Source organism: Micromonospora luteifusca (assembly GCF_016907275.1).
Classification (GTDB): domain Bacteria; phylum Actinomycetota; class Actinomycetes; order Mycobacteriales; family Micromonosporaceae; genus Micromonospora; species Micromonospora luteifusca.
On the sequence record NZ_JAFBBP010000001.1, the window covers coordinates 1,595,078 to 1,621,770 of the forward strand.

General features: G+C 70.8%; 24 protein-coding genes and 1 tRNA gene. 15 read left to right on the forward strand and 10 right to left on the reverse strand.

All coding sequences use genetic code 11. From position 1 onward, the window contains the following. Window positions 1–91 precede the first annotated feature (91 nt). The 5 genes from JOD64_RS06750 to JOD64_RS06770 all read left to right on the forward strand — a co-directional run bounded on the left by JOD64_RS06750 (window position 92) and on the right by JOD64_RS06770 (window position 5,472). Window positions 92–862 (forward strand): IclR family transcriptional regulator, encoded by a 771-nt coding sequence (locus tag JOD64_RS06750; protein ID WP_204941450.1) that lies wholly within the window; start codon window positions 92–94, stop codon window positions 860–862. Window positions 863–1,263: 401 nt separating this feature from the next. Then, window positions 1,264–2,700 carry an extracellular solute-binding protein gene (locus JOD64_RS06755; protein WP_239559439.1) on the forward strand — a complete coding sequence of 479 codons (1,437 nt, stop codon included), beginning with the start codon at window positions 1,264–1,266 and terminating at the stop codon, window positions 2,698–2,700. Further along, on the forward strand, window positions 2,697–4,733 hold the full coding sequence (locus tag JOD64_RS06760) for an ABC transporter permease (RefSeq protein ID WP_204941451.1): 2,037 nt from the start codon (window positions 2,697–2,699) through the stop codon (window positions 4,731–4,733). Before JOD64_RS06755 ends, JOD64_RS06760 begins: the two co-directional genes overlap by 4 nt. A 62-nt stretch (window positions 4,734–4,795) precedes the next feature. Continuing rightward, window positions 4,796–5,200: a PNPOx family protein gene (locus JOD64_RS06765; protein ID WP_204941452.1), complete on the forward strand. Its 405-nt coding sequence runs from the start codon at window positions 4,796–4,798 to the stop codon at window positions 5,198–5,200. After that, window positions 5,176–5,472, forward strand: a complete 297-nt coding sequence (locus tag JOD64_RS06770) for a GYD domain-containing protein (RefSeq protein ID WP_204941453.1) — start codon at window positions 5,176–5,178, stop codon at window positions 5,470–5,472. The genes JOD64_RS06765 and JOD64_RS06770 overlap by 25 nt, the downstream gene beginning before the upstream one ends. 270 nt (window positions 5,473–5,742) lie before the next feature. Here the strand turns inward: JOD64_RS06770 and JOD64_RS06775 are convergent. From JOD64_RS06775 to JOD64_RS06800, 6 genes are all read right to left on the reverse strand, one after another. Continuing rightward, window positions 5,743–5,817, reverse strand: a tRNA-Val gene (locus JOD64_RS06775). A gap of 77 nt (window positions 5,818–5,894) precedes the next feature. Next, the gene (locus JOD64_RS06780) at window positions 5,895–6,359 is read right to left on the reverse strand and encodes a peroxiredoxin (RefSeq protein WP_204941454.1); all 465 of its coding nucleotides are present in this window, start codon (window positions 6,357–6,359) and stop codon (window positions 5,895–5,897) included. Between the two features lie 87 nt (window positions 6,360–6,446). Further along, on the reverse strand, window positions 6,447–6,884 hold the full coding sequence (locus JOD64_RS06785; protein ID WP_204941455.1) for a DUF3052 domain-containing protein: 438 nt from the start codon (window positions 6,882–6,884) through the stop codon (window positions 6,447–6,449). A gap of 113 nt (window positions 6,885–6,997) precedes the next feature. After that, complete coding sequence (locus tag JOD64_RS06790; RefSeq protein ID WP_204941456.1) at window positions 6,998–9,562, reverse strand: thiamine pyrophosphate-dependent enzyme; 2,565 nt, start codon at window positions 9,560–9,562, stop codon at window positions 6,998–7,000. A 51-nt stretch (window positions 9,563–9,613) separates the two neighbouring features. After that, complete coding sequence (locus JOD64_RS06795; RefSeq protein WP_204945941.1) at window positions 9,614–10,018, reverse strand: MarR family winged helix-turn-helix transcriptional regulator; 405 nt, start codon at window positions 10,016–10,018, stop codon at window positions 9,614–9,616. 233 nt (window positions 10,019–10,251) lie between these two features. Then, window positions 10,252–10,656 (reverse strand): YjbQ family protein, encoded by a 405-nt coding sequence (locus JOD64_RS06800; RefSeq protein WP_204941457.1) that lies wholly within the window; start codon window positions 10,654–10,656, stop codon window positions 10,252–10,254. Between the two features lie 297 nt (window positions 10,657–10,953). Between JOD64_RS06800 and aceE the strand changes: the two genes are divergently transcribed. Beyond that, window positions 10,954–13,692, forward strand: coding sequence for a pyruvate dehydrogenase (acetyl-transferring), homodimeric type (gene aceE, locus JOD64_RS06805; RefSeq protein ID WP_204941458.1), 2,739 nt, complete (start codon window positions 10,954–10,956; stop codon window positions 13,690–13,692). 169 nt (window positions 13,693–13,861) lie between these two features. Here aceE and JOD64_RS06810 read toward each other — a convergent pair whose 3' ends face one another. After that, window positions 13,862–14,311 (reverse strand): SRPBCC family protein, encoded by a 450-nt coding sequence (locus JOD64_RS06810; protein ID WP_184177423.1) that lies wholly within the window; start codon window positions 14,309–14,311, stop codon window positions 13,862–13,864. Between the two features lie 186 nt (window positions 14,312–14,497). Here JOD64_RS06810 and JOD64_RS06815 point away from each other — a divergent pair, with 186 nt between their 5' ends. The 3 genes from JOD64_RS06815 to gltX are packed head-to-tail and all read left to right on the forward strand — an operon-like array spanning window position 14,498 to window position 18,582. After that, a complete protein-coding gene (locus JOD64_RS06815; protein ID WP_204941459.1) occupies window positions 14,498–15,847 on the forward strand; it encodes a GH1 family beta-glucosidase in 1,350 nt (449 codons plus the stop codon). Then, window positions 15,844–17,121 (forward strand): MFS transporter, encoded by a 1,278-nt coding sequence (locus JOD64_RS06820; protein ID WP_204941460.1) that lies wholly within the window; start codon window positions 15,844–15,846, stop codon window positions 17,119–17,121. The genes JOD64_RS06815 and JOD64_RS06820 overlap by 4 nt, the downstream gene beginning before the upstream one ends. Window positions 17,122–17,172: 51 nt before the next feature. Then, window positions 17,173–18,582, forward strand: coding sequence for a glutamate--tRNA ligase (gltX, locus tag JOD64_RS06825; protein WP_307813266.1), 1,410 nt, complete (start codon window positions 17,173–17,175; stop codon window positions 18,580–18,582). A 63-nt stretch (window positions 18,583–18,645) separates the two neighbouring features. On the opposite strand, the gene JOD64_RS06830 is transcribed toward gltX, so the two are convergent. Continuing rightward, window positions 18,646–19,311 carry a copper resistance CopC family protein gene (locus tag JOD64_RS06830; RefSeq protein WP_204941461.1) on the reverse strand — a complete coding sequence of 222 codons (666 nt, stop codon included), beginning with the start codon at window positions 19,309–19,311 and terminating at the stop codon, window positions 18,646–18,648. 220 nt (window positions 19,312–19,531) lie between these two features. Between JOD64_RS06830 and JOD64_RS06835 the strand changes: the two genes are divergently transcribed. Next, window positions 19,532–20,182, forward strand: a complete 651-nt coding sequence (locus JOD64_RS06835; RefSeq protein ID WP_204941462.1) for a hypothetical protein — start codon at window positions 19,532–19,534, stop codon at window positions 20,180–20,182. Between the two features lie 71 nt (window positions 20,183–20,253). Here JOD64_RS06835 and JOD64_RS32885 read toward each other — a convergent pair whose 3' ends face one another. Both JOD64_RS32885 and JOD64_RS06840 read right to left on the reverse strand, forming a co-directional pair. Beyond that, window positions 20,254–20,580, reverse strand: coding sequence for a hypothetical protein (locus JOD64_RS32885; protein ID WP_239559441.1), 327 nt, complete (start codon window positions 20,578–20,580; stop codon window positions 20,254–20,256). Window positions 20,581–20,793: 213 nt separating this feature from the next. Next, window positions 20,794–21,336 carry an orotate phosphoribosyltransferase gene (locus JOD64_RS06840; protein ID WP_204941463.1) on the reverse strand — a complete coding sequence of 181 codons (543 nt, stop codon included), beginning with the start codon at window positions 21,334–21,336 and terminating at the stop codon, window positions 20,794–20,796. 120 nt (window positions 21,337–21,456) lie between these two features. Here JOD64_RS06840 and JOD64_RS06845 point away from each other — a divergent pair, with 120 nt between their 5' ends. The 5 genes from JOD64_RS06845 to JOD64_RS06865 all read left to right on the forward strand — a co-directional run bounded on the left by JOD64_RS06845 (window position 21,457) and on the right by JOD64_RS06865 (window position 26,678). Further along, window positions 21,457–22,650 carry a sensor histidine kinase gene (locus JOD64_RS06845; RefSeq protein WP_204941464.1) on the forward strand — a complete coding sequence of 398 codons (1,194 nt, stop codon included), beginning with the start codon at window positions 21,457–21,459 and terminating at the stop codon, window positions 22,648–22,650. Then, window positions 22,647–23,348, forward strand: a complete 702-nt coding sequence (locus JOD64_RS06850) for a response regulator (protein WP_204941465.1) — start codon at window positions 22,647–22,649, stop codon at window positions 23,346–23,348. The genes JOD64_RS06845 and JOD64_RS06850 overlap by 4 nt, the downstream gene beginning before the upstream one ends. An 82-nt stretch (window positions 23,349–23,430) precedes the next feature. After that, a complete protein-coding gene (locus tag JOD64_RS06855) occupies window positions 23,431–24,732 on the forward strand; it encodes a PucR family transcriptional regulator (protein WP_307813269.1) in 1,302 nt (433 codons plus the stop codon). Window positions 24,733–24,810: 78 nt separating this feature from the next. Then, window positions 24,811–25,737 (forward strand): ACP S-malonyltransferase, encoded by a 927-nt coding sequence (locus tag JOD64_RS06860; protein WP_204941467.1) that lies wholly within the window; start codon window positions 24,811–24,813, stop codon window positions 25,735–25,737. Next, window positions 25,734–26,678 (forward strand): beta-ketoacyl-ACP synthase III, encoded by a 945-nt coding sequence (locus JOD64_RS06865; RefSeq protein WP_204941468.1) that lies wholly within the window; start codon window positions 25,734–25,736, stop codon window positions 26,676–26,678. The genes JOD64_RS06860 and JOD64_RS06865 overlap by 4 nt, the downstream gene beginning before the upstream one ends. Window positions 26,679–26,693 lie beyond the last annotated feature (15 nt).

Consider the following 26,693-nt stretch of genomic DNA (forward strand, 5'->3'; position numbering starts at 1 on the left):
GGCGCCCGGGGCTGGCGCGGTTATCCTCTTCGGGTGCAGGTCCGTGTGGAGTCGTTGACACGAGTCCGGCACTTCGAAGGGACTGATCGACATGCCCCGTGTGGTGCCAGCGGTCATTCGCGCACTCGACATCCTCGAACTGTTCCTGGACCGCCCTCAACTGTCCGCCCGCCAGGTGATGGAGCTGCTCGACCTACCCCGCACCACCGTCCACGAACTTCTCGTCACACTTGAGGCTCGCTCGTACCTGATCTCGGTTCCGGGCCAGCCGGTGCAGTATCGGCTCGGCATGCCGCTGTTCCAACTCGGTGCGGCGTTCGCCGGCCGACTTGACCTGGTCCGCGAGGCGCAGTGCGTCGTACGGGACGTGGCCGCCGGGTGTCACGAGGCGGTCCACGTGGCCGTGCTCGACGGCGCCGATGTCATCTTCCTCGTCAAGTTCGACAGCACGCACCCGGTTCGGATGGTTTCCGCGGTCGGGCGGCGGCTGCCAGCCCACTGCACGGCGGTCGGCAAGATCCTGCTGTCGAGCCTCGATCAGGCGGACCTGGACACCGTCCTGGCGAAGGGCCCCCTGCCGGGCATGACGCCGGACAGCATCACCGATCCGGAGCACCTACGCGCGCATCTCGAACGTGTCCGGGCGGAGAGCGTCGCGGTCGACATCGGCGAGTCCGACAGTGCCATGCGCTGTGTCGCCGCGGCGGTCCGCGACCATTCCGGCGCGACCATCGCCGCGATGAGCCTGTCCGCGCCGATCATTCGCTGGACCCCTCAGGCGCAGGTGGAGTGGACCGGGCTCGTTCGGGAGGGCGCGGCCACGCTGTCTGCCCGCATGGGCTACCGGGCTCAGCCTCGATAGTCGGTATGCCGGTTCGGTCCGAAACGACATCGAAACATTGACAACCTTTAGTGTGTTGCCCTAGCGTCGCGTCCACTCGATACGGTATCTCGAACTCAGTTCGAAATTTCGAACGGCGGTGGCCCGTGACCCGACCGGCCCGGAGTGTCAGCGCCGCTATCTCAGCCCGCCTCATGGTTGCCGTGCTACCCGGCGAACTTCCGACGGCGCACGGCGACACGGGCGGGCTGGTCGCCACCGTGGCAACCCCACCGACTCTGACGACGAGTAAGCGAACGGACTGAGCGGTGCCAGCGACGTATCCCGTGGTCCCCGCCGTAGAGACACCCCTGAGCACAAGGATCGCGGTGTTCGTTAGGTACGCCTGTCGACGTGCAGTGGTGCGGAGATGAAGGAGGCGAATGTCCATGGAGAACAACCCGGTGTGGTCCCGGCGCGGCTTTCTGGGGATGGGGGTGGGGGTGCTCGGCGCGGCTGGTCTGGCCGCGTGTGGGGGCAACTCCGAATCTCCCACCAGGGTGCAGGCGGAAGTTCCGCAGGAGCTGGTCGACGCCGCGGCGGCGATGAAGGGCTCCGCGATGGGGATGCTGTCGCAGAAGCTCTACTCGACGGCGGCGAACGAAGCCCTCGACAGCTCGATCAAGAAGTTCGCCGACACGACCGGCACGAAGATCGAGAACAGTCTGGTCCAGGCGGACGCCGGTGACGTGGTCGCCAAGATCGACGCGGAGGTCAAGGGCGGGGTGGCCCGTGACCTGGCGTTCATGACCGACTCACGGTTCGTCGCGCAGTTCCAGGCGCTGGGTGACCTGGAGGACGTGACGGACGTCGTCACGGCGCTGACGGCCAGGTACGGCGAACCCTGCGCCGAGGCCAAGAACTTCTGCGTCTTCGACGGCAGGTGGTTCGCGATCCCGTACCACTTCATCGGGATCGGGTCGTTCCTGCGCAAGGACTGGATGCAGGACAAGGGCATCTCCCCCAAGGACATCTACAGCTGGGAGGAGCTGCGGGACCTGTGCCTGGAGATCTCCGATCCGACCAAGCGCCGGTTCGGCTGGGGCATGACGGTGAACCGGTCCGGTGACGGCAACGGAATGATCGAGGCGCTGATCAACGCCTACGGCGGGTCGATCGCCGCCAACGACGGCCGGAAGGTCACCTTCGACTCACCGGAAACGGTGCAGGCGGTGACCTTCCTCGGCGACATCTACACCAACCCCAAGTACAAGCCGATGTTGCCGCCGGGGATCGCCAGCTGGACCGACACCAGCAACAACGAGAACTGGCTCGCCGGGATCCTCGGCTACACCCGCAACCAGTTCAGCGTCTACGCGGACTCCAGGACCAAGAAGAACCCGGTGCACGCGAACACCCACGTGTTCTCCGACTGCATCGGTCCGGCGACCGACAATCCCCTGCTGCTCGGCCAGTCGCAGGGCTTCGTCGTCTTCAAGGGCGCCAAGAACCCCGCGCTCGCCAAGCTCCTCGCCCAGTACCTGGTCAGCGCGCCCGCGCTGCTCGGGGTGGCGAAGGAAGCGCCCGGCCTGGTGATGCCCGCCTGGGAGAAGGTCTGGGACGCCGACCCGTTCTTCACCAGCGGCGACCCGGCGTTCCCCATGCTGCGCAAGATCACTGAGTTGAAGCTGCCGCTGAACACGAAGAACGGCCTGGCATTCCCGCAGAAGGCCAGCGCGGGCCAGCAGGCGGTGGGGTCGGCCTACGTCCTCACCGACATGATGCAGCAGGTCGTGCAGGGCACGGCGCCGGCGCAGGCCGTGACGGCCGCCCACGCGAAGATGGTGCAGATCTTCAACCAGCAGGGGCTGCGGCAGTGAGGTCGGTCCGTCCTGCGCGGGTCCCGGCGGCGAGGAAGTCCCTGCCGTCGGGACCCGGCTCTCTCACGGCGACCCAGCGGCGGCTGGGTCGTGACTGGCGGCTGGCAGCACTGTTCCTGGCGCCGATGGCCGTGCTGGTCGGCGGGCTCGTCCTCGTGCCGATCGCTCGGTCGATCATCACCAGCACCACCGAACGGCACGGGCAGGACACCGTGTTCGTCGGCCTGGACAACTACCTCGCGCTCGTCAACGACGAGCAGTTCCACACGGGCGTGGTGAACTCGTTCGTCTTCACCGCGTACGCCGAGGTTTTCAAGGTCGTGCTGGGGTTGGCCGCGGCCCTGCTGCTGCACCACCGACGCCGCGGGCGGGCGGTGCTGGCCGGGCTGCTCCTGGTGCCGTGGGTGGTGCCGACGGTGGTCACGGCGTTCAGCTGGCGCGCGCTGCTCGACCCGATCTTCGGCAGCGTCAACACGCTGCTCACCGTTACCGGGATCGGGCCGCTGCTGGCGAGCGCGCACCTGGTCGACAGCTGGCCTGCGGGTTGGCTGTCCGACCCGTCGCTGGCCATGCCGTCGGTGATCCTCGTCAACGTCTGGAAGGGCGTGCCGTTCTTCACCGTGTGTTTCCTCGCGGGGTTGAAGGCCATCCCGGCGGACCTGTACGAGGCGGCGACCATCGACGGCGCCTCGTCGTGGCAGCGGTTCGCCAACGTGACGCTGCCCGGACTGCGCCACGTGATCACCGTGACGGTGACCCTGTCGTCGATCTGGACGTTCAACAACTTCGACCTGGTCTGGTTGCTGACGCAGGGCGGCCCGGGCGACGTGACCGCGCCGTACGTGCTCGTCGCCTACTCGAAGGCCATCCTGCAGCTCCAGTACGGCGCCGGCGCGGCGGTCACGCTCGTCATGCTGCCGATCATCGGCGGGCTGGTGTTCGTGCTGGTCCGGTTGCTGCGCCAGGACACCAACAGCAAACTGCCCCGGCGACGCCGGACAGCGCGGTGGATCGGGGCACGGCGGTGGGCCGCGACGGCCCGCAAGGCGCCGCCGTGGGTCGTCGCCGCGCTGGTCACCGGCCTGCTGGCCTGGGCATCGCCGCAGATCTTCTGGAAGGCGGCGGTGGTCCTCGGTGTGATTCTGCTGGTCGCGGCGGCGGTCGGCCGGGTGGTCTCGACCCTCCAGTCCCGAGGCGGTCGACGGGCGTCGTCAGTGGTGTCGGGCCTGGGGTCCTGGGTCGCGCTGGCCGGGTTGCTCTTCTTCGTGCTGGGCCCGCTGTACTGGATCGCCGTCACCGCCTTCAAATCCGAGGGCCAGGTCGTCATGCGCACCGACGACCTGTGGCCAACGCCGTGGACTCTGGAGCAGTTCGGCGCTCTCTTCGACAACCAGCCGTTCGGTCGCTGGTACCTCAACACACTGCTGGTGTCCGCGGCGTCCACGACGGTGGCACTGGTCTGCGCCGCCCTGGCGGGTTACGCGCTGGCGCGGCTGCGGTTCCGCGGGGCGCAGGGCTTCACCGTCACCGTGCTGCTCACCTACGTGATGCCGGGCGCGCTGCTGTTCATCCCGCTGTACCAGATGCTCATCGGCACACGGCTCACCGACTCGTTGTGGTCCCTGGTGGTGACGTACCCGACCTTCACGCTTCCGTTCGCCACCTGGCTGCTGGTGGGGTACTTCTCGTCGATCCCCGTCGAGTTGGAGGAGGCCGCGCTGGTCGACGGCTGCACCCGCGTCCAGGCGTTCGGCCGGGTGGTGCTGCCCCTTGCCAAGCCAGGGCTGCTGGCGGTCGCGCTCTTCACCCTGACCAATGCCTGGAACGAATTCCTCTTCGCCTTCGTGTTCATCACGAAGGACGAGTACAAGACTCTCCCCGTCGGGATGCAGTCGATGATCGCCGGAGACGTCGTGCCGCAAGGACAACTCGCCGCGGCGTCGCTGCTCGTCAGCATCCCCGTGGTGATCATGTACGCCCTCGGGCAGCGCTTCCTGACCGAAGGCCTCACCGCAGGCGCGGTTAAGGGCTGACCTGGCCCAGGTGTGTGTTCTGGTCAGGCCGTCGGCCAGGTCCGTCCATTAGGGTCGGCGGCATGACGCCAGCGCTTGCCGCCAGTGCCTTCGACTCTCTGCGCCTCGACGCCGTGCCCGACCAGGAGGCGCTGCGCCGGGTCTACGAACTCCCCAGCGACGCGGCCGTGCGGAAGCAGATGACCGAACTCACCGAGCAGACCCGGCGGTTGGTCGGCTGCCCGTCGCTGGTCCTGGTCGCCAGCGTGGACGCCGAGGGCAACTGTGACATCTCCCCGCGCGGCGGCCCCGCCGGGTTCGTCGACACGGCCACGGCCACGGCCCCTGGAACGGGGGTAGTTGACGCTTGCATCATCCGTTCTGGTGCGCACTTGATGCAGATTCCGGCCATTATGCCCGGAATTACCCTTACGATGAGGTCTCTTCATGGAGGTGAAGGACCATGCCGACCTATATCGCGTTGCTGAACTGGACCGATCAGGGGATCCGTGGCTACAAGGACACCGCGAAGCGCGCCGAGGCCTTCGCCGCAGCGACCCAGAATGTCGGGGCGAATCTCCTGAACATCTACTGGACCGTCGGTCCGTACGACCTCGTGGCCGTCGTCGAGGCGCCCGACGACGAAACCGCCAGCGCGGCACTCCTGCAGCTCGGCGGGGCGGGCAACGTCCGTACCACGACCCTGCGGGCCTTCGGTCGCGAGGAGATGGATCGCATCATCGCCAAAACGGCTGGCTAATGCCTTCCACACTGCCAGGATGGCGCGCCCGGCGCAGCCATCACTTCTAGGGCGGAGCTGGCATAACGAGTCAGCAGCCACGCGTCGTTGGTGCGATCGCGCGCTGACGATCGCTTGAGGCCGGCCTCTTGGGCGAGTGCAGTCCGTTCGATGTCTCCGTACCCTGACGGCATGGCCCAGCTCGTCGGGCTGGTGTCAGCCGTGGATGTCAGGCACCCGCCCGACCAGGCAAGGCGCTTGGGCTCGGGCGGGTCATACCTGGTCAGGTGGTGGTGGGCGCGGCAGGTTTCGAACCTGCGACCCCCCGCTTGTAAGGCGGGTGCTCTCCCACTGAGCTACGCGCCCGGATCGCCCGTGCGGCGGGCCGGTGGCTGGCAAGCTTACCTTGCTCGCCGCCGGCCCGAACGCACGGCGTACTCCGGTCAGTTGGTCGCTTCGGCGATGGCCTTGCGCCAGCCCTGCTGGTCCCGGGCCTCGCCTGGGCCGTTCATCTCGGCGAAGCGGACCACGCCGGTCCTGTCGATGACGAAGGTGCCCCGGTTGGCGAAGCCGGCGACGTCGTTGAAGACCCCGTACGCCTGGGCGACGGCACCGTGTGGCCAGAAGTCGGCCAGCATGGGGAACTGGTAGCCCTCACGGTCGGCCCAGATCTTGTGGCTGTAGACCGAGTCGACGCTGACCGTCAACACCTGGACGTCGTCGTTCACGTACTCGCCGAGGTTGTCCCGCACCTCGCACAGCTCGCCCTGGCAGGTGCCGGTGAAGGCGAGCGGGTAGAAGACCAGCAGCACGGTGCGCTTGCCCCGGAAATCCGAGAGCCGGACCTCCTGGTTGTTCTGGTCCTTCAGTACGAAGTCGGGTGCTTCTGCACCAACCTCGATGGGCATGCGAGATCTCCTCGGGTCGAGTCAGGTAAAACAGCACCAACCTGCCACCCGGCAGTGCGGACCGCCGGGCGGGCAGTGCGGCGTGGGCTACTTCTTGGCCTTGGCCCCTCGGCGCAGCACCAGCCGTGCGCCGCTCCAGTCCCGGCCGGCGTTGACGGTCGAGGTCTGCTGAAGGCCGGCGGTGGGCGCGGACTCCGCGACCTCGCTCGGCTCGACGTGCCCGTCACGCCCCGCCTTCGGGGTGAGGAGCCACACGACCCCGTTGTCGGCCAGCGGGCCGAGGGCGTCGACGAGAAGCTCGAACAGGTCACCGTCGCCCTCGCGGTACCAAACCAATACCGCGTCGACGACCTCGTCGGTGTCCTCGTCGACCAGATCTCCACAGCAGTCGGTCAGGGCGTCCCGGAGATCCTGGTCGACGTCGTCGTCGTACCCCATCTCCATGACGACCATCCCCGGTTCGATTCCGAACCGGTCCGCCAGGCTGCGTACCCCGTCGGCGGCCTGACCAGCGGTCGCGCTCACTGTCGCGTGCCTCCTCATCTCGTCCCTGCTCGCGGCGTCGGTGCCGACGCCGTCAGGCAAAGTCCACACAGTTGTGCGTCCGCGCGCAAGTGGCGCACCGGGTGGAACGGAATTTACCGTGCCAGCAGCGTACGGGCACCGTCGGTAATGGCTTCCGCGGAGACCAGAACCTGACGCGCTGCCGGACCTAATGGTACAAACGAGTCAACTCCCGCAACTCGCCGCGCGGCACCGACATATCCGGCGTCGACCAGCGCGGCGATCACACCTTCGCCGACCCCGCCCGAGCGGCGTGTCTCGTCCACGACCAGCACCCGGCCGGTCGCCGACGACTCCCGGATGATGTCGGCCACCGGCAGCGGGGCCAACCAGCGCAGATCCACCACCCGGGTGCCCACTCCCTCCTCGGCGAGCACCGCCGCGGCCCGCAGCGACATCCGCACCCCGTTACCGAAGGTGATGATGGTCAGGTCCTCGGCCGAGCCGACCCGGTAGACCCGAGCCCGCCCGATCGGCACGTGCCCGGCCACCCACCCGCCCGGCTCCGGATAGCCGGCCAACCACTCGCCGTCACCCTCCGCGTACAGGTCGCGGGTGTGGTAGAGCGCGATCGGCTCCAGGAACACGCACACACTGCCATCCACCGCCGCACTCGCCAGGCAGGTCCGCAGCATGGGCGCGGCGTCGTCCGGCCGCGCCGGCACCGCGACCACCAGACCGGGCACATCCCGGAGTACGGCCACCGAGTTGTCGTTGTGGAAGTGCCCGCCGAACCCCTCCTGGTACGCCAGCCCAGCCACCCGCACCACCATCGGGTTGCGGAACGCCCCGCGCGAGAAGAACTGCATGGTGGCCGCCTCGCCGCGGAGCTGATCCTCAGCGTTGTGCAGGTACGCCAGGTACTGGATCTCCGGCACGGGCAGCATCCCGGCCAGCCCGGCGCCGAGGCCCAGCCCGAGCACCGACGTCTCGTCGAGCAGCGTGTCGAAGACCCGGGCCGCCCCGAAACGGTCGCGCAGCCCCTTCGTCACCCCGTACACGCCACCCTTGGCGGCCACGTCCTCCCCGAAGATCGCCATCTGCGGGTGGTCGAGCATGCCGTCGGCGAGCGCCGCGTTGATGCTCTGCGCCAGCGTCATCGGGCCGGCCAACTCCGGCGGCTTACCGCCGAACGCCTCCGCCCGGGCGCCAGCGCCGGGCCCGCTGGCCCGCGCCGCGGCGTCGGCCACCGCCCGCGCCAGCCGCACCGGCCGGCGGGGCGCCAGCGCCGACACCACGTCGGCCGCGGAGGTCAGCTTCGGCTCGCCCAGCACCTCCTCGGCCAGCCGGCGTACCTGCCAGCCGAATTCGTCGTACCGGGCCAGCAGCTCCTCGCCGGTCGCCACGCCGGCGTCGACGAGCAGCCGCGCGGTGGCGGCCACCGGGTCCCCGCCCAGGTCCTCGGCCAGTTCAGCCGGGCTGCGGTACGCCGTTTCCGCGTCCGCCCCCGCGTGTCCCATCAGCCGTACCGTGCGCAGGTGCAGCACGGCCGGTCGCCGCGTCCGGCGCACCCAGGCCGCAGCCTCGGCCGCCACCTCGTACGCCTGCACCGGGTCAGCCCCGTCCGCGCTGAAGTAGCGGATGCCCGGTTTGGCCCGCAGGGTCGCCTCGACCCAGCCCTCAGGTGAGCGGACGCTGATGCCCAGCCCGTTGTCCTCGCAGACGAAGAGCACCGGGATACGCAGCCCGGCGTGGTCGTACCAGCCAGCGGTGTTGAAGGCGGCGGTGGCGCTGGCGTGGTTGACCGAGGCGTCGCCGAAGGAGCACACCACGATCGCGTCCGGCGGCCACGGGGCGTGGGCGGCGCCCGCCCCGCTGCCGACCCGCACCCCGGCACCGGTACGCCGTCCGACGCTGTCCAGCCGCCGCAGCCGCTCCACGGCCAGTCCCATCCCGACCGCACGGGGCAGGTGCGAGGCGATGGTGGAGGTGGTCGGCACGACGGCCAGGTCGGCCCGGCCGAACACCTTGTGCCGACCGCCGGCGATCGGCTCCTGGCTGGAGGCGACCATCCCGCGCAACACGTCCCGGGCCGCGTCCGCGTACGCCGCAAACCCTCCGACGGACGGCTCCGGGTTGCCGGACGGCTCAGACCCGGACCGCTCAGACCCAGACTGCTCGGACCCAGACGGCTCGGACCCGGACTGCTCGGACCCAAGCGACTCGGACCCGGACGGCTCGGACCCGGACCGCTCCGGATCGCCGGACCGCGCTGAAGCTCCGGGCCGCCCCGGGTCGCCGGACCGCGCTGAATCTCCGGACGGCTCCGGATCGCCGGACCGGTCCGGGTCGGCGGCTGCCTGCGCGGCGCGGAGGCAGTAGAAGGCGCCGGAACGGTAGTGCAGCAACGCCGGATCGGTCGGGCGCAGCGCGGCAGCGACAGCGGCGTTGCCCTCGTGCCCGGCGGAGCCGATGGTGTAGAAACCCTCCCCGAAGCTGCGCAGCCAGCGGCCGGCGAGGTCGAGCTGCCGGCTGGTCACCTGCGCGTCGAACAGGTCCAGCAACTGCACGCCGGTCAGTGAGGCATCGTCGGTGACCGGGTCGGCTGGGTCACGCCGCCGCTCCGCGGCGGGCAGCGCCGCCAGCGTCTCCCGGAACCGGTCGTCGAGATCTTGCGGGGTGGTCACGTTGGACAGCATTACCGACGGGAGCCCCGGTCGCCCAGAGGGACACGGCCGGCGCGGGTCGGCTCATTCCGGCCCACAGGGCTCCGGACAGCTGCCGTCGGACATCTTCCAGACCAGGTCACGAAGGGTGCTCAGCTCCCGATCGGTCAGCCCGGACAGGAGTCGGGAGTCGGACATCACCCCGGTCACCTGATCCCGGACGTCGCGGCCCTCCCCGGTCACCACAAGCGTCTTCTGCCGACGGTCCGCCGGGTCGGTACGACGCTCCACCAGCCCCGCCTGCTCCAGCTTGTCGACCAGCACCGTCACGTTGGATCGGTCGCAGCCCAACCGCTCGGCGAGATCGCGGGCTGGCAGCGGGTGGTCCGGGTCCAACTCGTGCAGCGCGCGGGCCGCCGCCGGGGTGAGCCCCAGCTCAGCGAACGCGGAGCCCTGCCAATGCCGCAGGGCGCTGGTCAGGTGCGCCATCCGGCGCACCACTTCGGTGGCGAGACCGGCCCGATCCACCTGTCCACCTGCCGCCGAACCCGCCTCCTGCGTCACGGCCACATCGTACGCAGCGCGCCGTCCGTCCAGTTCAGCGCTCAAGTTCGGGCCGCACACCGGTAAAGATCTGCCCAAGATCAGGGAAAGTGCTGCCTCGGCACGCGTTGAGGCAGCACTTCCGGTGAAGTTGTGCGGATCTTGGGACGGGACGGCGCTCAGCCGGCGAGGAAGGAGAAGCGGACCTGGCGGGTCGGGTTGTCGCCGTTGGTGTCGACCAGGCAGATCGACTGCCAGGTGCCGAGCGCCAGCCGCCCGCCGAGCACCGGCACCGTGGCGTACGGCGGGATGAACGCCGGCAGAACGTGATCGCGGCCATGGCCGGGCGAGCCGTGTCGGTGCCGCCAGCGGTCCGTGGCGGGGAGCAGGTCGGACAGCGCGCTGAGCAGGTCGTCGTCGGAACCCGACCCGGTCTCGATGATCGCCAGGCCGGCGGTGGCGTGCGGCACGAAGACGTGCAGCAGGCCGTCGCCCTCGCCGGAGACGAACTGCTGGGCCTCCGCGGTGATGTCCCGGACGGTCGGCCGGGCCCCGGTCTGGACGGTGATCACGTCACTGCGCATACGTCGCATTCTGCCGCAGGGCAGGATCAGGAACAGCCGCCACCACCGGAGTCGCCGGTCACCGCCACCGGAGTTCACCCCCGCCACCCGAATCCCCGCCGCCTGCCGTCCCGGCGAACGGCTCGAAACGACCCGGCGAACGGCTCGAAACGACGGAAGAAGGCGTCCGTCGCGCTAAGTTACCGGCGAGTACCTGTGTTCAGCATCGCGTCGGGGGGGCCTAGACGTGACGGCGGGTGGCACCAGGGGGCAGGATGGCGCTAGAGACCTATCCCACACACAACCGAGGGAACGCCTGTGGCTACGGAACGCAAGCGCCCGGTGATCAGCGACGGCCTACCGAGCCAGCTTCCGGACATCGACCCTGAAGAAACCAGCGAATGGGTCGAGTCGCTTGACGGTGTCATCGACGATCGCGGTGCCAAACGTGCCCGGTACGTCATGCTGCGCCTGCTGGAGCGGGCCCGTGAGCGCCAGGTCGGGGTTCCGCCCCTGACCACCACCGACTACATCAACACCATCCCGTCGGAGCGCGAACCGTGGTTCCCGGGTGACGAGCACGTCGAGCGGCGGATCCGGGCGTACGTCCGGTGGAACGCCGCCATGCTGGTGCACCGGGCACAGCGCCCGGAGATCGGCGTCGGCGGGCACATCTCCACCTTCGCCAGCTCGGCGTCGCTCTACGAGGTGGGCTTCAACCACTTCTTCCGGGGCAAGAACCACCCGGGCGGCGGCGACCACATCTTCTACCAGGGTCACGCCTCGCCCGGTATGTACGCGCGGGCGTTCCTGGAGGGGCGGCTCAGCGAGCACCAGCTCGACGGGTTCCGTCAGGAGCTGTCCCACCCGGGTGGTGGGCTGCCTTCGTACCCGCACCCGCGACTGATGCCGGACTTCTGGGAGTTCCCCACCGTCTCGATGGGTCTCGGCGGTCTGAACGCGATCTACCAGGCCCGGTTCAACCGGTACCTGCAGCACCGCGGCATCAAGGACACCTCGCAGCAGCACGTCTGGGCGTTCCTGGGCGACGGTGAGATGGACGAGCCGGAGACGCTCGGCGCCATCGGCCTGGCCGCCCGCGAGGAGTTGGACAACCTCACCTTCGTGATCAACTGCAACCTGCAGCGGCTGGACGGCCCGGTCCGGGGCAACGGCAAGGTCATGCAGGAGCTGGAGTCGTTCTTCCGGGGTGCCGGCTGGAACGTCATCAAGGTGGTCTGGGGCCGCGAGTGGGACCCGCTGCTCGCCGCAGACACCGACGGCGCGCTGGTCAACCTCATGAACACGACGACCGACGGCGACTACCAGACCTACAAGGCGGAGTCGGGCGCGTACGTGCGGGAGCACTTCTTCGGCCGCGACGCGCGTACCCGCAAGATGGTCGACCCGCTGAGCGACGACGAGATCTGGAACCTCAAGCGGGGTGGGCACGACTACCGCAAGCTGTACGCGGCCTACAAGGCGGCTACCGAGCACACGGGTCAGCCCACCGTCATCCTGGCGAAGACGATCAAGGGCTGGACGCTCGGCTCGCACTTCGAGGGCCGCAACGCGACCCACCAGATGAAGAAGCTGACGCTGGAGGACCTGAAGACCTTCCGCGACCGGCTCTACCTGGACATCCCGGACAAGGCGCTGGAGGACAACCCCTACCTGCCGCCGTATTACCACCCGGGCGAGAAGTCCGAGGAGATGGCGTACCTCAAGGAGCGGCGCGAGCAGCTCGGCGGGTACCTGCCGTCCCGGCGGACCAGCACCAAGCGGCTGGCCATCCCCGGCCCGGAGCGGTTCGCCGACGTCAAGCGCGGCTCGGGCAAGCAGAAGGTGGCCACCACGATGGCCTTCGTCCGCCTGCTCAAGGACATCATGAAGGACAAGGAGTTCGGCAAGCGCTGGGTGCCGATCATCCCGGACGAGGCGCGCACCTTCGGCCTCGACTCGATCTTCCCCACCGCGAAGATCTACTCGCCGCACGGCCAGCGCTACACCTCGGTCGACCGGGAGCTGTTCCTGTCGTACAAGGAGTCGACCACCGGGCAGATCCTGCACGAGGGGATCAACGAGGCCGGTTCGGTCGCCTCGTTCACGGCGGCCGGCTCGGCGTACGCCACCCACGACGAGCCGATGATCCCGATGTACATCTTCTACTCGATGTTCGGGTTCCAGCGGACCGCCGACGGGCTGTGGGCAGCCGCCGACCAGATGGCGCGGGGCTTCCTGCTCGGCGCCACTGCGGGGCGTACGACGCTCAACGGTGAGGGCCTGCAGCACGAGGACGGCCACTCGATGCTGATCGCCGCCACCAACCCGGCGGTGGTCGCGTACGACCCGGCGTTCTCGTTCGAGATCGCGCACATCATGGAGCACGGTCTGCACCGGATGTACGGGGACGCGCAGGAGAACGTCTTCTACTACCTGACGGTCTACAACGAGCCGATCCTGCAGCCGGCTGAGCCGGCCGGCGTGGACGTGGAGGGCCTGCTCAAGGGCATCTATCGCTACTCCCCGGCACCGCAGGTCGACGGCCCGAAGGCCAACGTGCTCGCTTCGGGCACCGGGATGCAGTGGGCGCTCAAGGCCCAGCAGTTGCTCGCCCAGGACTGGGGGGTGGCCGCCGACGTCTGGTCGGTGACCTCCTGGACCGAGCTGCGCCGCGACGCCGTGGAGGCCGAGGAGTTCAACCTCCTCAACCCGGCCGCCGAGGCGAAGGTTCCGTACATCCAGCAGAAGCTGGCTGATGCGGACGGCCCGAAGGTCGCGGTCAGCGACTGGATGCGTGCGGTGCCGGATCTGATCGCCCGCTGGGTGCCCGGTGACTACACGTCGCTCGGCACCGACGGCTTCGGCATGTCGGACACCCGGCACGCGCTGCGCCGGCACTTCCACGTCGACGCCGAGTCGATCGTGGTGGCCACGCTGCGGCAGCTCGCCCGCAGCGGGGCGGTGGCGGCCACCGTGCCCGCCGAGGCCGCCAAGAAGTACGCGATCGACGACGTCAACGCCGCCCCGGTCGGCGAAACCGGCGGCGACAGCTGACAGGTGCACAACCGAGAAGGGCCCGGCGCTGACGCGCCGGGCCCTTCTCGTTGCATCCCTACCCCACGTGATCGACGCGCACAGGGGGCGGGAGGGGCGGTGGTCCGGGGTCCCTGGCGGGGATCCGGACCACCGCCGGGGCGGGTGACGCCGGGAGGATGTGCGCTCGTCAGCCGACGGCGGCCAGGTCGGTGAGCCGGGCCAGCGAGTCCTCCAGGTCGGCGCCGACCCGACGCAGTCCGAGGCGCAGCAGGGCCGCCTTGACCGGGCCGGCCGGCCAGCGGACCACGATGAGCCGCACGATGGTGCCGCCCTCTTCCTCCTCGTCGGAGGTGAGCTGGACGTAGATCTCGGTGCGCGCTTCCGCACGGGCGCCGGCGCCCTTGGCCCGTTCCCGCCAGCCGATCAGCGTCGGCTCCTGGTAGGCGATCACCTCGGCCTCATGCGCCGAGCCGCGCCCCGCCTGGACCAGTTGTCGCCGCCCGAAGCCCTCTCCCGAGAGCACTTCGGCCGCGCGGACTCCCGCCAGCCAGGCCGGCAACTGCTCGGCCCGCTGCACGACATCCCAGACCACTTCAATTGGCGCCGCCACGTGCGCACTGCGTTCAACGAGGATCATTTCCGTCTTCCTCCGGTGAGGACATCCCACGATATCGGCACTCTATGCGTTAAATCGGACTTACCGGGACGGGTTCGGAAAAAGACACGCCGATCAACCATTGCGGATTGCGCCATTGCGGCCTATGGCGCATTCATCGAGAGCGCCCTAAAGTCCCGAGCACGTTTCACGTTGACCGGAGGGCGCATGTCGATCGCACCGATGCCCCAGTACCCCACCGGCTTCCGCTGGGGCGTCTCCACATCGGCCCACCAGATCGAGGGCGCCGTCACGGCCGACGGGCGCGGTCCGTCCATCTGGGACACCTTCGCGCGCTCCCCCGGCCGGATCAGCGACGGCAGCAGCGGCGAGGTGGCCTGCGACCATTACCACCGGCACGGCGAAGACGTCGCGCTGCTCGCCGGGCTGGGCGTCTCGGCCTACCGCTTCTCCGTCGCCTGGCCCCGGGTGCAGCCCACCGGCGCCGGCCCGGCCAACGCCGCCGGCCTGGACTTCTACGACCGACTGGTGGACGAGCTGCTGGCCGCCGGCGTCGACCCGGTCGCGACCCTCTACCACTGGGACCTGCCGCAAGCCCTCGAAGACGCCGGCGGCTGGCTGCACCGCGACACCGCCGCCCGCTTCGCCGACTACGCCGATCTGACCGCCGCCCGACTCGGCGACCGGGTCCGGCTCTGGATCACCCTGAACGAACCGTTCATCCACATGAGCCTCGGCTACGGCACGGGCGAGCACGCCCCCGGCCGGACGCTGCTCTTCGACGCCTTTCCCGTCGCCCACCACCAACTGCTCGGGCACGGGCTCGCGGTCGCCGCGCTGCGGGCCCGCACCGCCAGCCCGGTGGCGATCGCCAACAACTACTCGCCCGTGCGGGTGCTCGGCGACCGCGACGCCGACCGGGCCGCCGGGGCGACGTACGAGGTGCTGCACAACCGGCTCTTCACCGACCCGCTGCTCGGTCGCGGCTACCCGGAGCTGCCCGGCTTCGATTCGAGCCTCGTCCACCCCGGCGACCTCGACACCATCGCCGCGCCGATCGACGTGCTGGGGGTCAACTACTACAACCCCACCGGGGTACGGGCCGCCGAGGAGGGCTCGCCACTGCCGTTCGACCTCGTCCCGCTGGACGGCTACCCGCGTACCGCCTTCGACTGGCCGGTGGCCCCCGACGGGCTGCACGAGCTGCTCGGCTGGCTGCGCGACACGTACGGCGACGCGCTGCCGCCCATCGAGATCACCGAGAGCGGCTGCGCGTACGACGACGCACCGGACGCGGACGGCCAGGTGGCGGATCCGGAGCGGATCGCGTACCTCGACGGGCACCTGCGGGCGGTCCGGGCCGCCATCGACGACGGGGTGGACGTGCGCGGGTACTTCGTCTGGTCGCTGCTCGACAACTGGGAGTGGGCCGAGGGGTTCACCAAACGCTTCGGCCTGGTCCACGTCGACTACGCCACCCAGAGGCGTACGCCGAAGTCCTCGTACACCTGGCTGCGGGACGTGATCGCCGCCTCCCGGGACCGGTCGGCGCGGTGACCACCCTCGACCCGACGCCGGCGTCGCTGCCGGCCGCGCTCGCCGAGCCGACCGTGCCGGTGCGACGCAGCTGGATCGGGTTGATCTTCGCCGCCAACCTCGGGGTCTGGATGGCGTTCTTCACGCCCATCCAGGTGCTGCTGCCGCAACAGATCGAGCTGATCGCACCCGGCGACAAGGAGAACATGCTGGCGGTGGTCACCGGCCTCGGTGCGCTGGCCGCAGTGCTCGCCAACCCCCTGGCGGGCGCGTTCTCCGACCGGACCTGCCTGCGGGTGGCCGGCCGGGAGTTCGGTCGGCGGCACGTCTGGACCGCGGGCGGGGCGCTGCTCGGCGCGGCGGCCCTGGTGCTGCTGGCCCAGCAGCGGACCATCCTCGGGGTCGCCCTCGGCTGGGTCGCCGCACAGGTCTGCTTCAACGCGATGCTGGCCAGCCTCACCGCGGCCATCCCGGATCGGGTGCCGGTGGCGCAGCGCGGCGGCGTCTCGGGTTGGGTGGGCATCCCGCAGGCGCTCGGGCTGGTGCTCGGCGCGGTGCTGGTCACCGCAGTGGTCACCGGCAACGCCGCAGGCTACCTGGCCATCGCGGCGGCCATTGTGCTGCTGTCGCTGCCGTTCGCGCTGCTCACCCCCGACGAACCGCTGCCGCGTACGCATCGGCCGGTGCTGCGGACGCGGGCCCTGCTGGCCTCGATGTGGATCAGCCCACGACGGCACCCGGATTTCGCCTGGGCCTGGATCACCCGGTTCCTGGTTCAGCTCGGCAACGCGCTGGGCACCCTCTACCTGCTGTACTTCCTCACCGACGGGGTGCGCCACCCCGATCCCGAGGGTGGCCTGCTGGTGCTGATCCTGCTCTACACGCTCGGCATGATGCTGACCGCTGTGGTCGCCGGCCGGATGTCGGACCGTTCGGGGCGCCGCAAGATCTACGTGATCGCGTCCGGGCTGATCATGGCGGTGGCGGCGCTGCTCCTCGCGGTCGCGCCGGTCTGGCCGATGGCGATCGTCGCCGCGCTGCTGCTCGGCGCCGGCTACGGCGTCTACCTCTCGGTGGACGCCGCGTTGATCACCCAGGTGCTCCCCCGAGCCACCGACCGCGCCAAGGACCTCGGCGTCATCAACATCGCCAACTCGGCGCCGCAGGTGCTCGGCCCGGCGCTCTCCGCCCCGCTCGTGGTGTACCTGGGCGGTTACCCCACGCTCTACGCGGTCACCGCCGTGGTCACCCTGATCGGCAGCGCCCTGGTCGTCAAGATCCGCTCAGTCCCCTGAGTCAGGGGGCCGTGGCGGAAAGCCGTCGACGGTCGCCGTAGGCTGGGGGACGTGACGGTTCGCGTGCGCTTCGCTCCCTCCCCGACCGGTATGTTCCACGTCGGCGGCGCCCGCTCGGCGCTGCAGAACTGGATCTACGCCAAGCAGCAGGGCGGTGTGTTCGTACTTCGCATCGAAGACACCGACGCGGCGCGCAACAAGCCCGAGTGGACCGAGGGCATCCTCTCCGCGCTGGACTGGATCGGCATCTCCCGGGGCAGCTACGAGGGCCCGTACTTCCAGTCGGAGAACGCCGGCGAGCACCGGGCCGCCGCCGCCCGCCTCTACGAGTCCGGCCGCGCCTACTACTGCGACTGCACCCGCGAGGACGTGCAGGCCCGCACCGGCTCGCAGTACCAGGGCTACGACGGCTACCACCGCGACCGCAACCTCGGCCCCGGGGTGGGGCACGCACTGCGCTTCCGTACGCCGGACGAGGGCACGACCGTGGTGGTCGACCTGATCCGCGGTGAGCCCACCTTCGAGAACCGACTCATCGAGGACTTCGTCATCGCCCGGGGCGACGGCTCGCCGGTCTTCCTGCTGGCCAACGTCGTCGACGACATGACCATGGGGATCACCCATGTGGTCCGGGCCGAGGAGCACCTGCCCAACACGCCCAAGCAGCAGCTGCTCTGGGACGCTCTCGGGGTCAAGCCGCCGGTCTGGGCGCACGTGCCGGTGGTGGTCAACGAGAAGCGGCAGAAGCTCTCCAAGCGGCGGGACAAGGTGGCGCTGGAGGCGTACCGCGAGGAGGGCTACCTTCCCGGCGCGATGCGCAACTACCTGATGCTGCTCGGCTGGGCGCCCTCGGGGGACCGCGAGATCGTCCCCTGGTCGGTCATCGAGGACGAGTTCCGGCTGGAGGAGGTCAACCCCTCCCCCGCGTTCTTCGACGAGAAGAAGCTGCGCGCTTTCAACGGCGACTACATCCGCGCGCTGCCGGTGGATGAGTTCGTCGACGCCTGCCAGCCATGGCTGACCGGCACCGGGACGATCGCGCCGCCGCCGTGGCAGCCCGAGGAGTTCGACGCCGAGGCGTTCGCCGCCGTGGCGCCGCTGGCCCAGACCCGGATCACGGTGCTCAGCGAGATCGTGCCGAACGTCGATTTCCTCTTCCTGGCCTCGCCGCTGATCGACGAAGCCGCCTGGGCCAAGACGATGAAGGACGGCTCGGCCGAGCTGCTGGACTCCGCCATCGCGGCGTTCGACGCGCTGGAGTCCTGGGATGCCGACTCGCTGAAGTCGACGCTGGAGGCGGTCGGCGCCGAGCGTGGTCTCAAGCTCGGCAAGACGCAGGCGCCGGTCCGGGTCGCGGTCACCGGCCGCACCGTGGGCCTGCCGTTGTTCGAGTCGCTGGAGGTGCTCGGTCGCGAGCGCACCCTGACCCGGATGCGCGCCGCCCGACTCCGCCTGGTCTGATCTCCGAACCGACTCCCGCGCCGTCTCGGCGGCCGGTCGCCGGCCAGCCTGGTGCCCGGCCGCTCAGCGGCGTCGGGCTCGGTGCCGCCGCTGCAACCCGACGACGAGCGCGCCCACCAGCAGAGCCGCCGCGATCGTCCACAGCCAGCCGCGCAACTGGCTGCTCTCCTGCGCCACCGGCACCGGGCTGCCCGTCGGAGTCGCACCAGCGGTCGCGGTGGCGGCCGGCGTCACCGACGACGCCGCGTTCGCGGTCGGACCCACCGCCGCGGTCGGGGCGGAGCCACCGGCGGTCGGGGCGGAGCCGTCAGTGATCGACGGCGAGGCGGACGGGTCGGCGGCGGTGCCGGTCGTGAGGGTGAACCGCACCTCGCCCTTCACCGGGTGCCCGTCGCTGGACGCGAGCTGGTAGCCGACGATGTAGAGCCCAGCGGCACCCGGCTTGAACGGCACACGCACGCGGCTGCCATCGAAGGCCGGTGGGCCGCCAGCGACCACATTGTCCGGTCCGGTTATTGTGATCTTCGTTGTAGCGGGTGCTGGCCTGGCCAGGAACCGCAGCTCGATCCGGGCGGGCGCCTTCGCCACCCGGGCGCCGTCGCGCGGATCGCTGCCGGTCAGCGAGTTGTGCGCGGCGGCCGGTGTCGCAGGCACCAGAAACGACACACCGAACGCCACGCCGAGCACCACTGGCACAACTCGCGCAGCACGTGCGACCCTGCCCACCATGAACCCCTCCGTAAGGGTACGATCCGCCCGCTGATCAAACGGCTCCTCATTAGTTGAGCAGAGATCGCAGATAGTTCCAATTACTGTTCCACAAGCTGCAACTCATCGACGTTCTGCGGAGTCTGTAGGAGTAGGCCTCGGCCATCCGGTCGGCGCCGCACCGGCAAACCGGTCCAGGCGTCACAGCGAAGCCATCCATCGAACGGGGCGAGGAGGCGGGATGGTCCGACAGATGAGGCGGTTGGCCGCCGTGCTGGCGGGCACGCTGGCGACGGCGCTGCTGTCGCTCGGCACCGCCGGCCCGGCATGGGCGGCGCCGAACCCGGCACCGGCCGGGGTGGACATCACGGGCGTGGGGTTGTCCGAGCCGCTGCGGTTACGCGCGGACAAGCAGCCCGCTCACGTCACTGCGGTCATCGAGCAGGTCAACTTCCTCGCTCGTACCGGCATGTCGACCGGCCCCAAGCCAGCCGACCTCGGTCCGAAGTACACGATCGTGGTGCTCGCCGGCGAGACGCCGAAGCAGACGTACGACCTCTATCCCAAGGCTGTCGGTGGTCCGCGGGTCTTCCGGCCCGCGAAGCAGCCGGACGCCCGCAAGACCAGTGCCGGTTGGTTCCTGGGCCGGCTCAGCATGTCCGAGACCCTGCGCACCGCCGGTGTGCCACTGGAGCGGCAGTTCGACACGGTCAGCGGCGGCGTGGGCGGCGGCGAGCGGGTGCTCCCGGAGGACACGCTCGACCCCGCGAAGGATCTCGACGAGGCCCTTGGCGACCTGCAGCACCTGCTGCTGCTCAATGTCGGGGTGATGCTCACCATCACGGTCGGCCTCGCCGGGATCGCCCTGCTGATCCGCCGCCGCACCCGCTGACCTGCTCGGCGTCGGCGGTGGGCGTCAGCGGCCAGACAGCCCTCGCGGATCGCTCTCCCAAGCGTCGGTGGTCAGCACCAGCGGCGCGGTGGGCGCTCCCGACGGGTCGCCCGCGGACGCGGTCGAACGGGGCCGTGCCGATGTGCCCCGGCCCAGCCGGAAAGTTCGCTAAGGCAACCAGCGGGGACGTCTGTGTCGGGCTCGGCGAGGGCGTTGGGCTCGCCGGAGCGCTGGCGCGGGAGCAGGGTCTCGTCCTCGGCCCGGCCGGCGAGGGGCTCCGCCGGGTGCGATGGCGTGCCGCCGACCGGCCGGCGGTGCTTGCCCGCCGCCTGTGGGTCGTGCCCCGGCCGGTTGGGCTCGCCCTGGGCGCAGCCGTGCTCGGCCTCCCCGTGCGCCATCCCCGGTCTCCTCACGCTCGCCTCACCCGCGGGTGCTCCCCCCGACGTGCCCTGTCACCGTACTGGCCGGGACCGACGGGCCGCGCGCAGCGTACCTGGGGTCGGCACCGGCCAGTCCACGACGACGACGGTGAGCGCGGGATCTGGTAGCGCAGTTCACAGCTTCTTTCCGCGCCGTTCATCTGGAGCGGCCGCAGCCGGGCGGACCGGCGGTCAGCGGGTGCGGTGCGCCTCCAGGTCCGCCCGGCGCAGGAGCGCCCGCAGCGCCACGCCGTGAGCGGCGAGCGCCTCCGCCCCTCCCTCGACGCGGTCGATGACGCAGAGGGCGTGCTCCACCCGGGCACCGAGTTCGCGTAGCTGGCCGGTGGAGATGACCACCTGGCCGCCGGAGGTGACGACGTCCTCGACCACCAGCACTCGCCGCCCGGCCAGCTCCGCCCCCTCGGCCAGCCGGGCCGTCCCGTACGGCTTCGCGGTCTTGCGGACGAAGGCGCAGGGCAGCCCGGTGTGCCGGCCGAGCGCGGTCACCACCGGGATCCCGCCCATCTCCAACCCGGCCAGCACCTCGGTGTCCGTCGGGACCAGGTGCACCAACTGGGCGGCGACCCGGTCCAGCAGGCGGGGATCCGCCTCGAAGCGGTACTTGTCGAAGTACTCGTCGGCGGTCCTGCCGGAACGGAGCACGAACGTGCCGGTCAGCCGGCAGGTCGCGTCGATCTCACGAGCCAGCGCGGCCATCGTTCCCAGATCAGTCATGATGATCATTGTCGCTCGGCGCGGGCACGATGCGCGTACCCCTTTCGGCGCATGTCGGTGCCGTCGGCCTCCTCCTCCGGTCGGTGTCCGAGGGTCGGCGGCTGTGGTGGGATCGTGGGCATGCGACCGCGACCGTGGCTCAACTCCGGCACCCTGGGCCGCGACCTCGCGCTCGCCGGCGCGTCACTCGTCGGCGGCCTGGTGCTGCACGCCCTGGGTTGGCAACCGCAGATCCATCCGCACCCGGACGTGCCGTCGGCGCTGTTCCTGCCCCCGCTGCTGGCGATGTGCGTGGCGGTGGGCCTGCGCAGGATCGCTCCCCGCACCAGCCTGGCCACCGGCACCGCGGCGCTCGTCGTGGACACCGCGCTCGGCGGTTCGCTGGGGACGATCCTGATCTACACCCAGGTGCTCTACGACGCCTGCGTGTACGGCCCGCCACGGCTGTGGCGGTGGTTGCTGCGGGTGACCATCGGCCTGAGCCTGATCGGTGCGGCTGTCGGCGTGCTCGTCTTCGGCGAGTGGCGTGGGGTCGCCGTCGGGGTGCCGGTGGTGCTCGTCGGGTTGCTGCCGGTCCTGACCGGCATCAGCGTCCGGCAGTACCGCGACCAGGCCGCGGCCGAGCGGGCGCGGGCCGAGCAGACCGCCCGGCTGGTCGAGTTGGACCGCTGGCAGGCGGTCAGCGCCGAACGGGCCCGGATGGCCCGGGAGTTGCACGACGTGGTCGCCAACCACCTCAGCGCGGTCGCCATCCACGCCACCGCCGTGCTGTCCGTGTCCGGGCTGGATCGCGACCAGGTCTCCTCGGCGTTGCGGGTGATCCGGGAGAGCAGCGTGCAGGGCCTGGCGGAGATGCGTCAGATGATCGAGTTGTTGCGCGAGCCGGGGACCGGCGGTGGGCGGGCCCTGGCAGGCGAGCCGGAGGCGGTCACCGCGCGGCTCGCCGAGGCGGACGGGTTGGTCGAGCGGATCCAGGCCGCCGGCCTCGCGGTGCGGGTCCGCACCGATGGGGCGCCGGGGCCGCTGCCGGTGGGAGTGGACCTCGCCGCATACCGGATCGTGCAGGAGTCGCTGACCAACGCGCTCAAGCACGGCACGGGTGAGGCGGAGCTGACGATCGCGTACCGGCCGGCGGAGGTGGTGGTGACGGTGGAGAATCCGGTGCGCCGGGGCGTTGCCGGGGTGCCGGGCGCCGGGGCGGGGCTGATCGGGATGCGGGAACGGGCCACGCTGCTGGCCGGCCGGTTCACCGCCGGGCCGCGGGACGGCCGCTGGCAGGTCCGGGCCGCGTTGCCCACCGGGGAGGTCGGGTGACCAGGCCGGCGCGGTCACCGGGCGACGCGGCCACGGCGACGGTACGGGTGGTCCTCGCGGACGACCAGCCGGCGGTACGGGCCGGGCTGGCCCTGATCCTGGGCGGCGCTCCGGGTGTCGACGTGGTCGGCGAGGCGGCCGACGGCGACGAGGCGGTGCGGCTGTGTCGGGAGTTGCGCCCGGACGTGGCGGTGCTGGACGTCCGGATGCCCCACCGGGACGGGATCTCCGCGACCCGGGCGATCGTCACCGATGGGCTCGCCGACGTACTGGTGCTCACCACCTTCGACCTCGACGAGTACGTCTTCGGCGCGTTGCGCGCCGGCGCGGCCGGGTTCCTGCTCAAGGACACCGATGCCGATGGCCTGGTGACGGCGGTGCGTACGGTGGCGCGCGGCGACGGATTCATCGCCCCTGCGGTGACCCGCCGGTTGATCGCCGCCTTCGCGGCCACGGCGCCGGGCGCGTCGGCGGACACCCGGGCCGCCCTGGGCACCCTCACCCCGCGCGAGCAGGACGTGCTGGCCTGCCTCGGCCTGGGCCTGTCCAACCAGCAGATCGCCGACCGGTTGGTGCTGGCGGAGAGCACCACCAAGACACACGTGAGCCGGATCCTGGCGAAGTTGGACCTGCGCAGCCGGGTGCAGGCCGCGATCCTGGCCCAGGAGTTGGGGCTGCCGACTCCCCCGCAACCCTGAGCCGGCCGGCGAATTCCCGTGTCGGTCCGGCCCGGCCGAGCCGCTCGGGGCGGCTGCGAGCCCGCCCGGGGTCGGTGCCGACGTGGATGGCCTGCTCACCACGTGTCAGGCTAGGGCGGTGAGTACGCCGGGCGGTGGGGAGCTGGCGGCCACGCTGCGCCGGATCGAGCGTTCGGCGGGGGCGTTGGCCACCTCCAGCGTGGCCCGGATGGACGAGACGCTGCCGTGGTTCCGGGCGTTGCCGGCCGATCAGCGCTCCTGGGTGATGCTGGTGGCCCAGGCGGGCGCCCGGTCGTTGGTGCAGTGGTTGCGCGAGGGCGGCGGCACGGCGGACAGCACCCAGGAAGTCTCGGACGAGGTCTTCGCCGCCGCCCCGCAGGCGCTGGCCCGGTCGATCACCCTCCAGCAGACCGTGGCGTTGATCAAGGTGACCATCGACGTGGTCGAGGAGCAGGTGTCGCAACTGGCCGCCGAGGGCGAGGAGCAGCAACTGCGCGAAGCGGTGCTGCGCTTCTCCCGGGAGATCGCCTTTGCCGCCGCCCGGGTGTACGCGCGGGCGGCCGAGTCTCGCGGCGCCTGGGACGCCCGGTTGCAGGCCCTGCTGGTCGACGCGCTGTTGCGCGGTGACTCTCCGGATGTGCTGGCCAGTCGGGCCGCAGCGCTCGGTTGGGCGGACGCGCCGCCGGTGGCGGTGGCGGTCGGCCGCTCCCCCGGTGGGGAGGTCTCCGCGGTGCTGCACGTGGTCTACCGGCAGGCCCGCCGGATCGGTGTGGAGGTGATCGGCGGGGTGCACGGCGACCGGTTGGTCATCGTGTTGGGCGGTGCGGCGGACCCGTTGACCGCCACCGCCAAGCTGCTGAGCGCGTTCGGCGACGGGCCGGTGGTGGTCGGTCCGGCCGTACCCAGTCTGGACGAGGCGACCGAGTCGGCGCGGGCCGCGCTGTCCGGCTTCCGGGCGGCGCCGGCCTGGCCCAGTGCCCCCCGTCCGGTGCCGGCCGCCGACCTGTTGCCCGAGCGGGCCCTCGCCGGCGACGCGGAGGCTCGTCGACGGCTGCGGCACGACGTGTACGCGACCCTGGTGCGCGCCGGTGGCGAACTGTTGGCGACCCTGGACGCCTTCCTGGCTGCCGGCGGCACACTGGAGAGCGCCGCCCGCGCGTTGTTCGTCCACCCGAACACGGTGCGTTACCGGCTTCGGCGGATCGCCGAGGTGACCGGCTTCTCGCCGCTGTCGCCCCGGGACGCGTTCGCCCTTCAGGTCGCGCTGACGGTGGGTCGGTTGGATCCGGTCGCCCCGCTCACCTCGCCTGTCCCGACTCAGACAATGACCCCGGCGACCCGGAAAACCGCCCAAAACGAGGATGATCCTCGCCGATCTTTGTAGGAAACCTCTAAACGTCCTAGTGTGGTTTGGTCGGAGGCGGCACAGCGTTACCCGCCCGTATCCGGGAGAGTCATAGGCGTGCTCGCCGTACTTAGTCCCGGCCAGGGTTCTCAGAAACCCGGCTTCCTGACCCCATGGCTCGACCTGACCGGCACCGAGGCGCGACTGCGCGAGTGGTCGGCGCTGGCCGGGGTCGACCTGATGCACCTGGGCACCGCCGCCGACGCCGACGAAATCAAGGACACCGCCCGCACCCAGCCGCTGCTGGTCGCCGCGGCCTTGCTCGCGGCCGAGCACCTGCCGCTGGACGGCGTCACGCTCACCGCCGGGCACAGCGTCGGCGAGCTGGGCGCCGCCGCCCTGGCCGGTGTGCTGACGGCCGAAGCCGCGATCACCCTCGCCGGCGTACGCGGCCGGGAGATGGCCGCCGCGTGCGCGCTGGAGCCGACCGGGATGGCCGCGATGCTCGGCGGCGACCCCGACGAGGTGCTCGCCGCGATCGAGGCGCACGGGCTGTACCCGGCCAACCGCAACGGCGCCGGGCAGATCGTCGCCGCAGGCGCGCTGGACGGGCTCGACAAGCTCGCCGCCGAGCCGTCCGCCCGGACCCGGGTCATCCGACTCCAGGTGGCTGGCGCGTTCCACACCCCGTACATGGCCCCGGCCGAGACCGCGCTCGCCGCGGTCGCCGCCGGGATCACCCCCGCCGACCCGGCCCGGACCCTGCTGTCGAACCTCGACGGCACCGCGGTCGACAACGGTCCGGAGATGGTGCGGCGCCTGGTCCGCCAGGTCACCGCCCCGGTGCGCTGGGACCTGTGCATGCGTACGCTGGCCGACCTCGGGGTCACCGGCGTGATCGAACTGCCACCGGCCGGCACTCTCGCCGGGCTGGTCAAGCGGGACCTCAAGGGCGAGGGCGCGCCGGAGATCGTCACCCTGAACACCCCGGACGACCTGCCGGCCGCACGGGACCTGATCGCCCGTATCGGAGGTCGTTCATGACTGGCAGTCGCATCGTCTCGATGGGGCACTACCAGCCCTCCCGGGTGGTGACCAACGACGACATCGCCCAGCTCGTCGACACCAACGACGAGTGGATCCGCGACCGGGTCGGCATCGTCAGCCGGCGGATCGCCGACACCGAGACGGTGGCTGACATGGCCGCTGCCGCCGCCGGCAAGGCCCTGGCCAACTCGGGCCTGACCGCCGCCGACATCGACCTGGTCGTGGTCGCCACGTGCACGTCGATCGACCGCAGCCCCAACGTGGCCTGCCGGGTCGCCGCCAAGCTGGGCATCACCGCGCCGGGCGCGTACGACGTGAACACCGCCTGCTCGGGCTTCGCGTACGCGCTGGGCACCGTCGACCACGCCATCCGGGCCGGGGCGTCGCGCAACGCGATCGTCATCGGCGCGGAGAAGCTCTCCGACTTCACCGACTGGACCGACCGCTCCACCTGCATCATCTTCGCCGACGGCGCCGGCGCGGCGGTGGTCAGCGCCACCGCCGACGACGAGCCGGCCGGGATCGGCCCGGTGGTCTGGGGTTCGGTGCCGGAGAAGAGCGACGCCGTGCGCATCGAGGGCTGGCGCCCGTACGTCCAGCAGGAGGGGCAGGCGGTGTTCCGCTGGGCCACCACCGAGCTGGCGCCGCTCGCCCTGCAGGCCTGCGAGCGGGCCGGGGTCGACCCGTCGGAGCTGGCCGCGTTCGTGCCGCACCAGGCCAACGCCCGCATCATCGACGGCATCGCCAAGCGGCTCAACATCCCCAACGCGATCATCGCGAAGGACATCGTCGAGTCCGGCAACACCTCTGCCGCGAGCGTGCCGCTGGCCCTGTCCAAGCTGGTCGAGCGCCGGGAGGTGCCCTCGGGCGCGCCGGTGCTGCTGTTCGGCTTCGGCGGTGGCCTGACCTACGCCGGTCAGGTCGTCCGCTGCCCCTGAAGACCAACCTCGGGC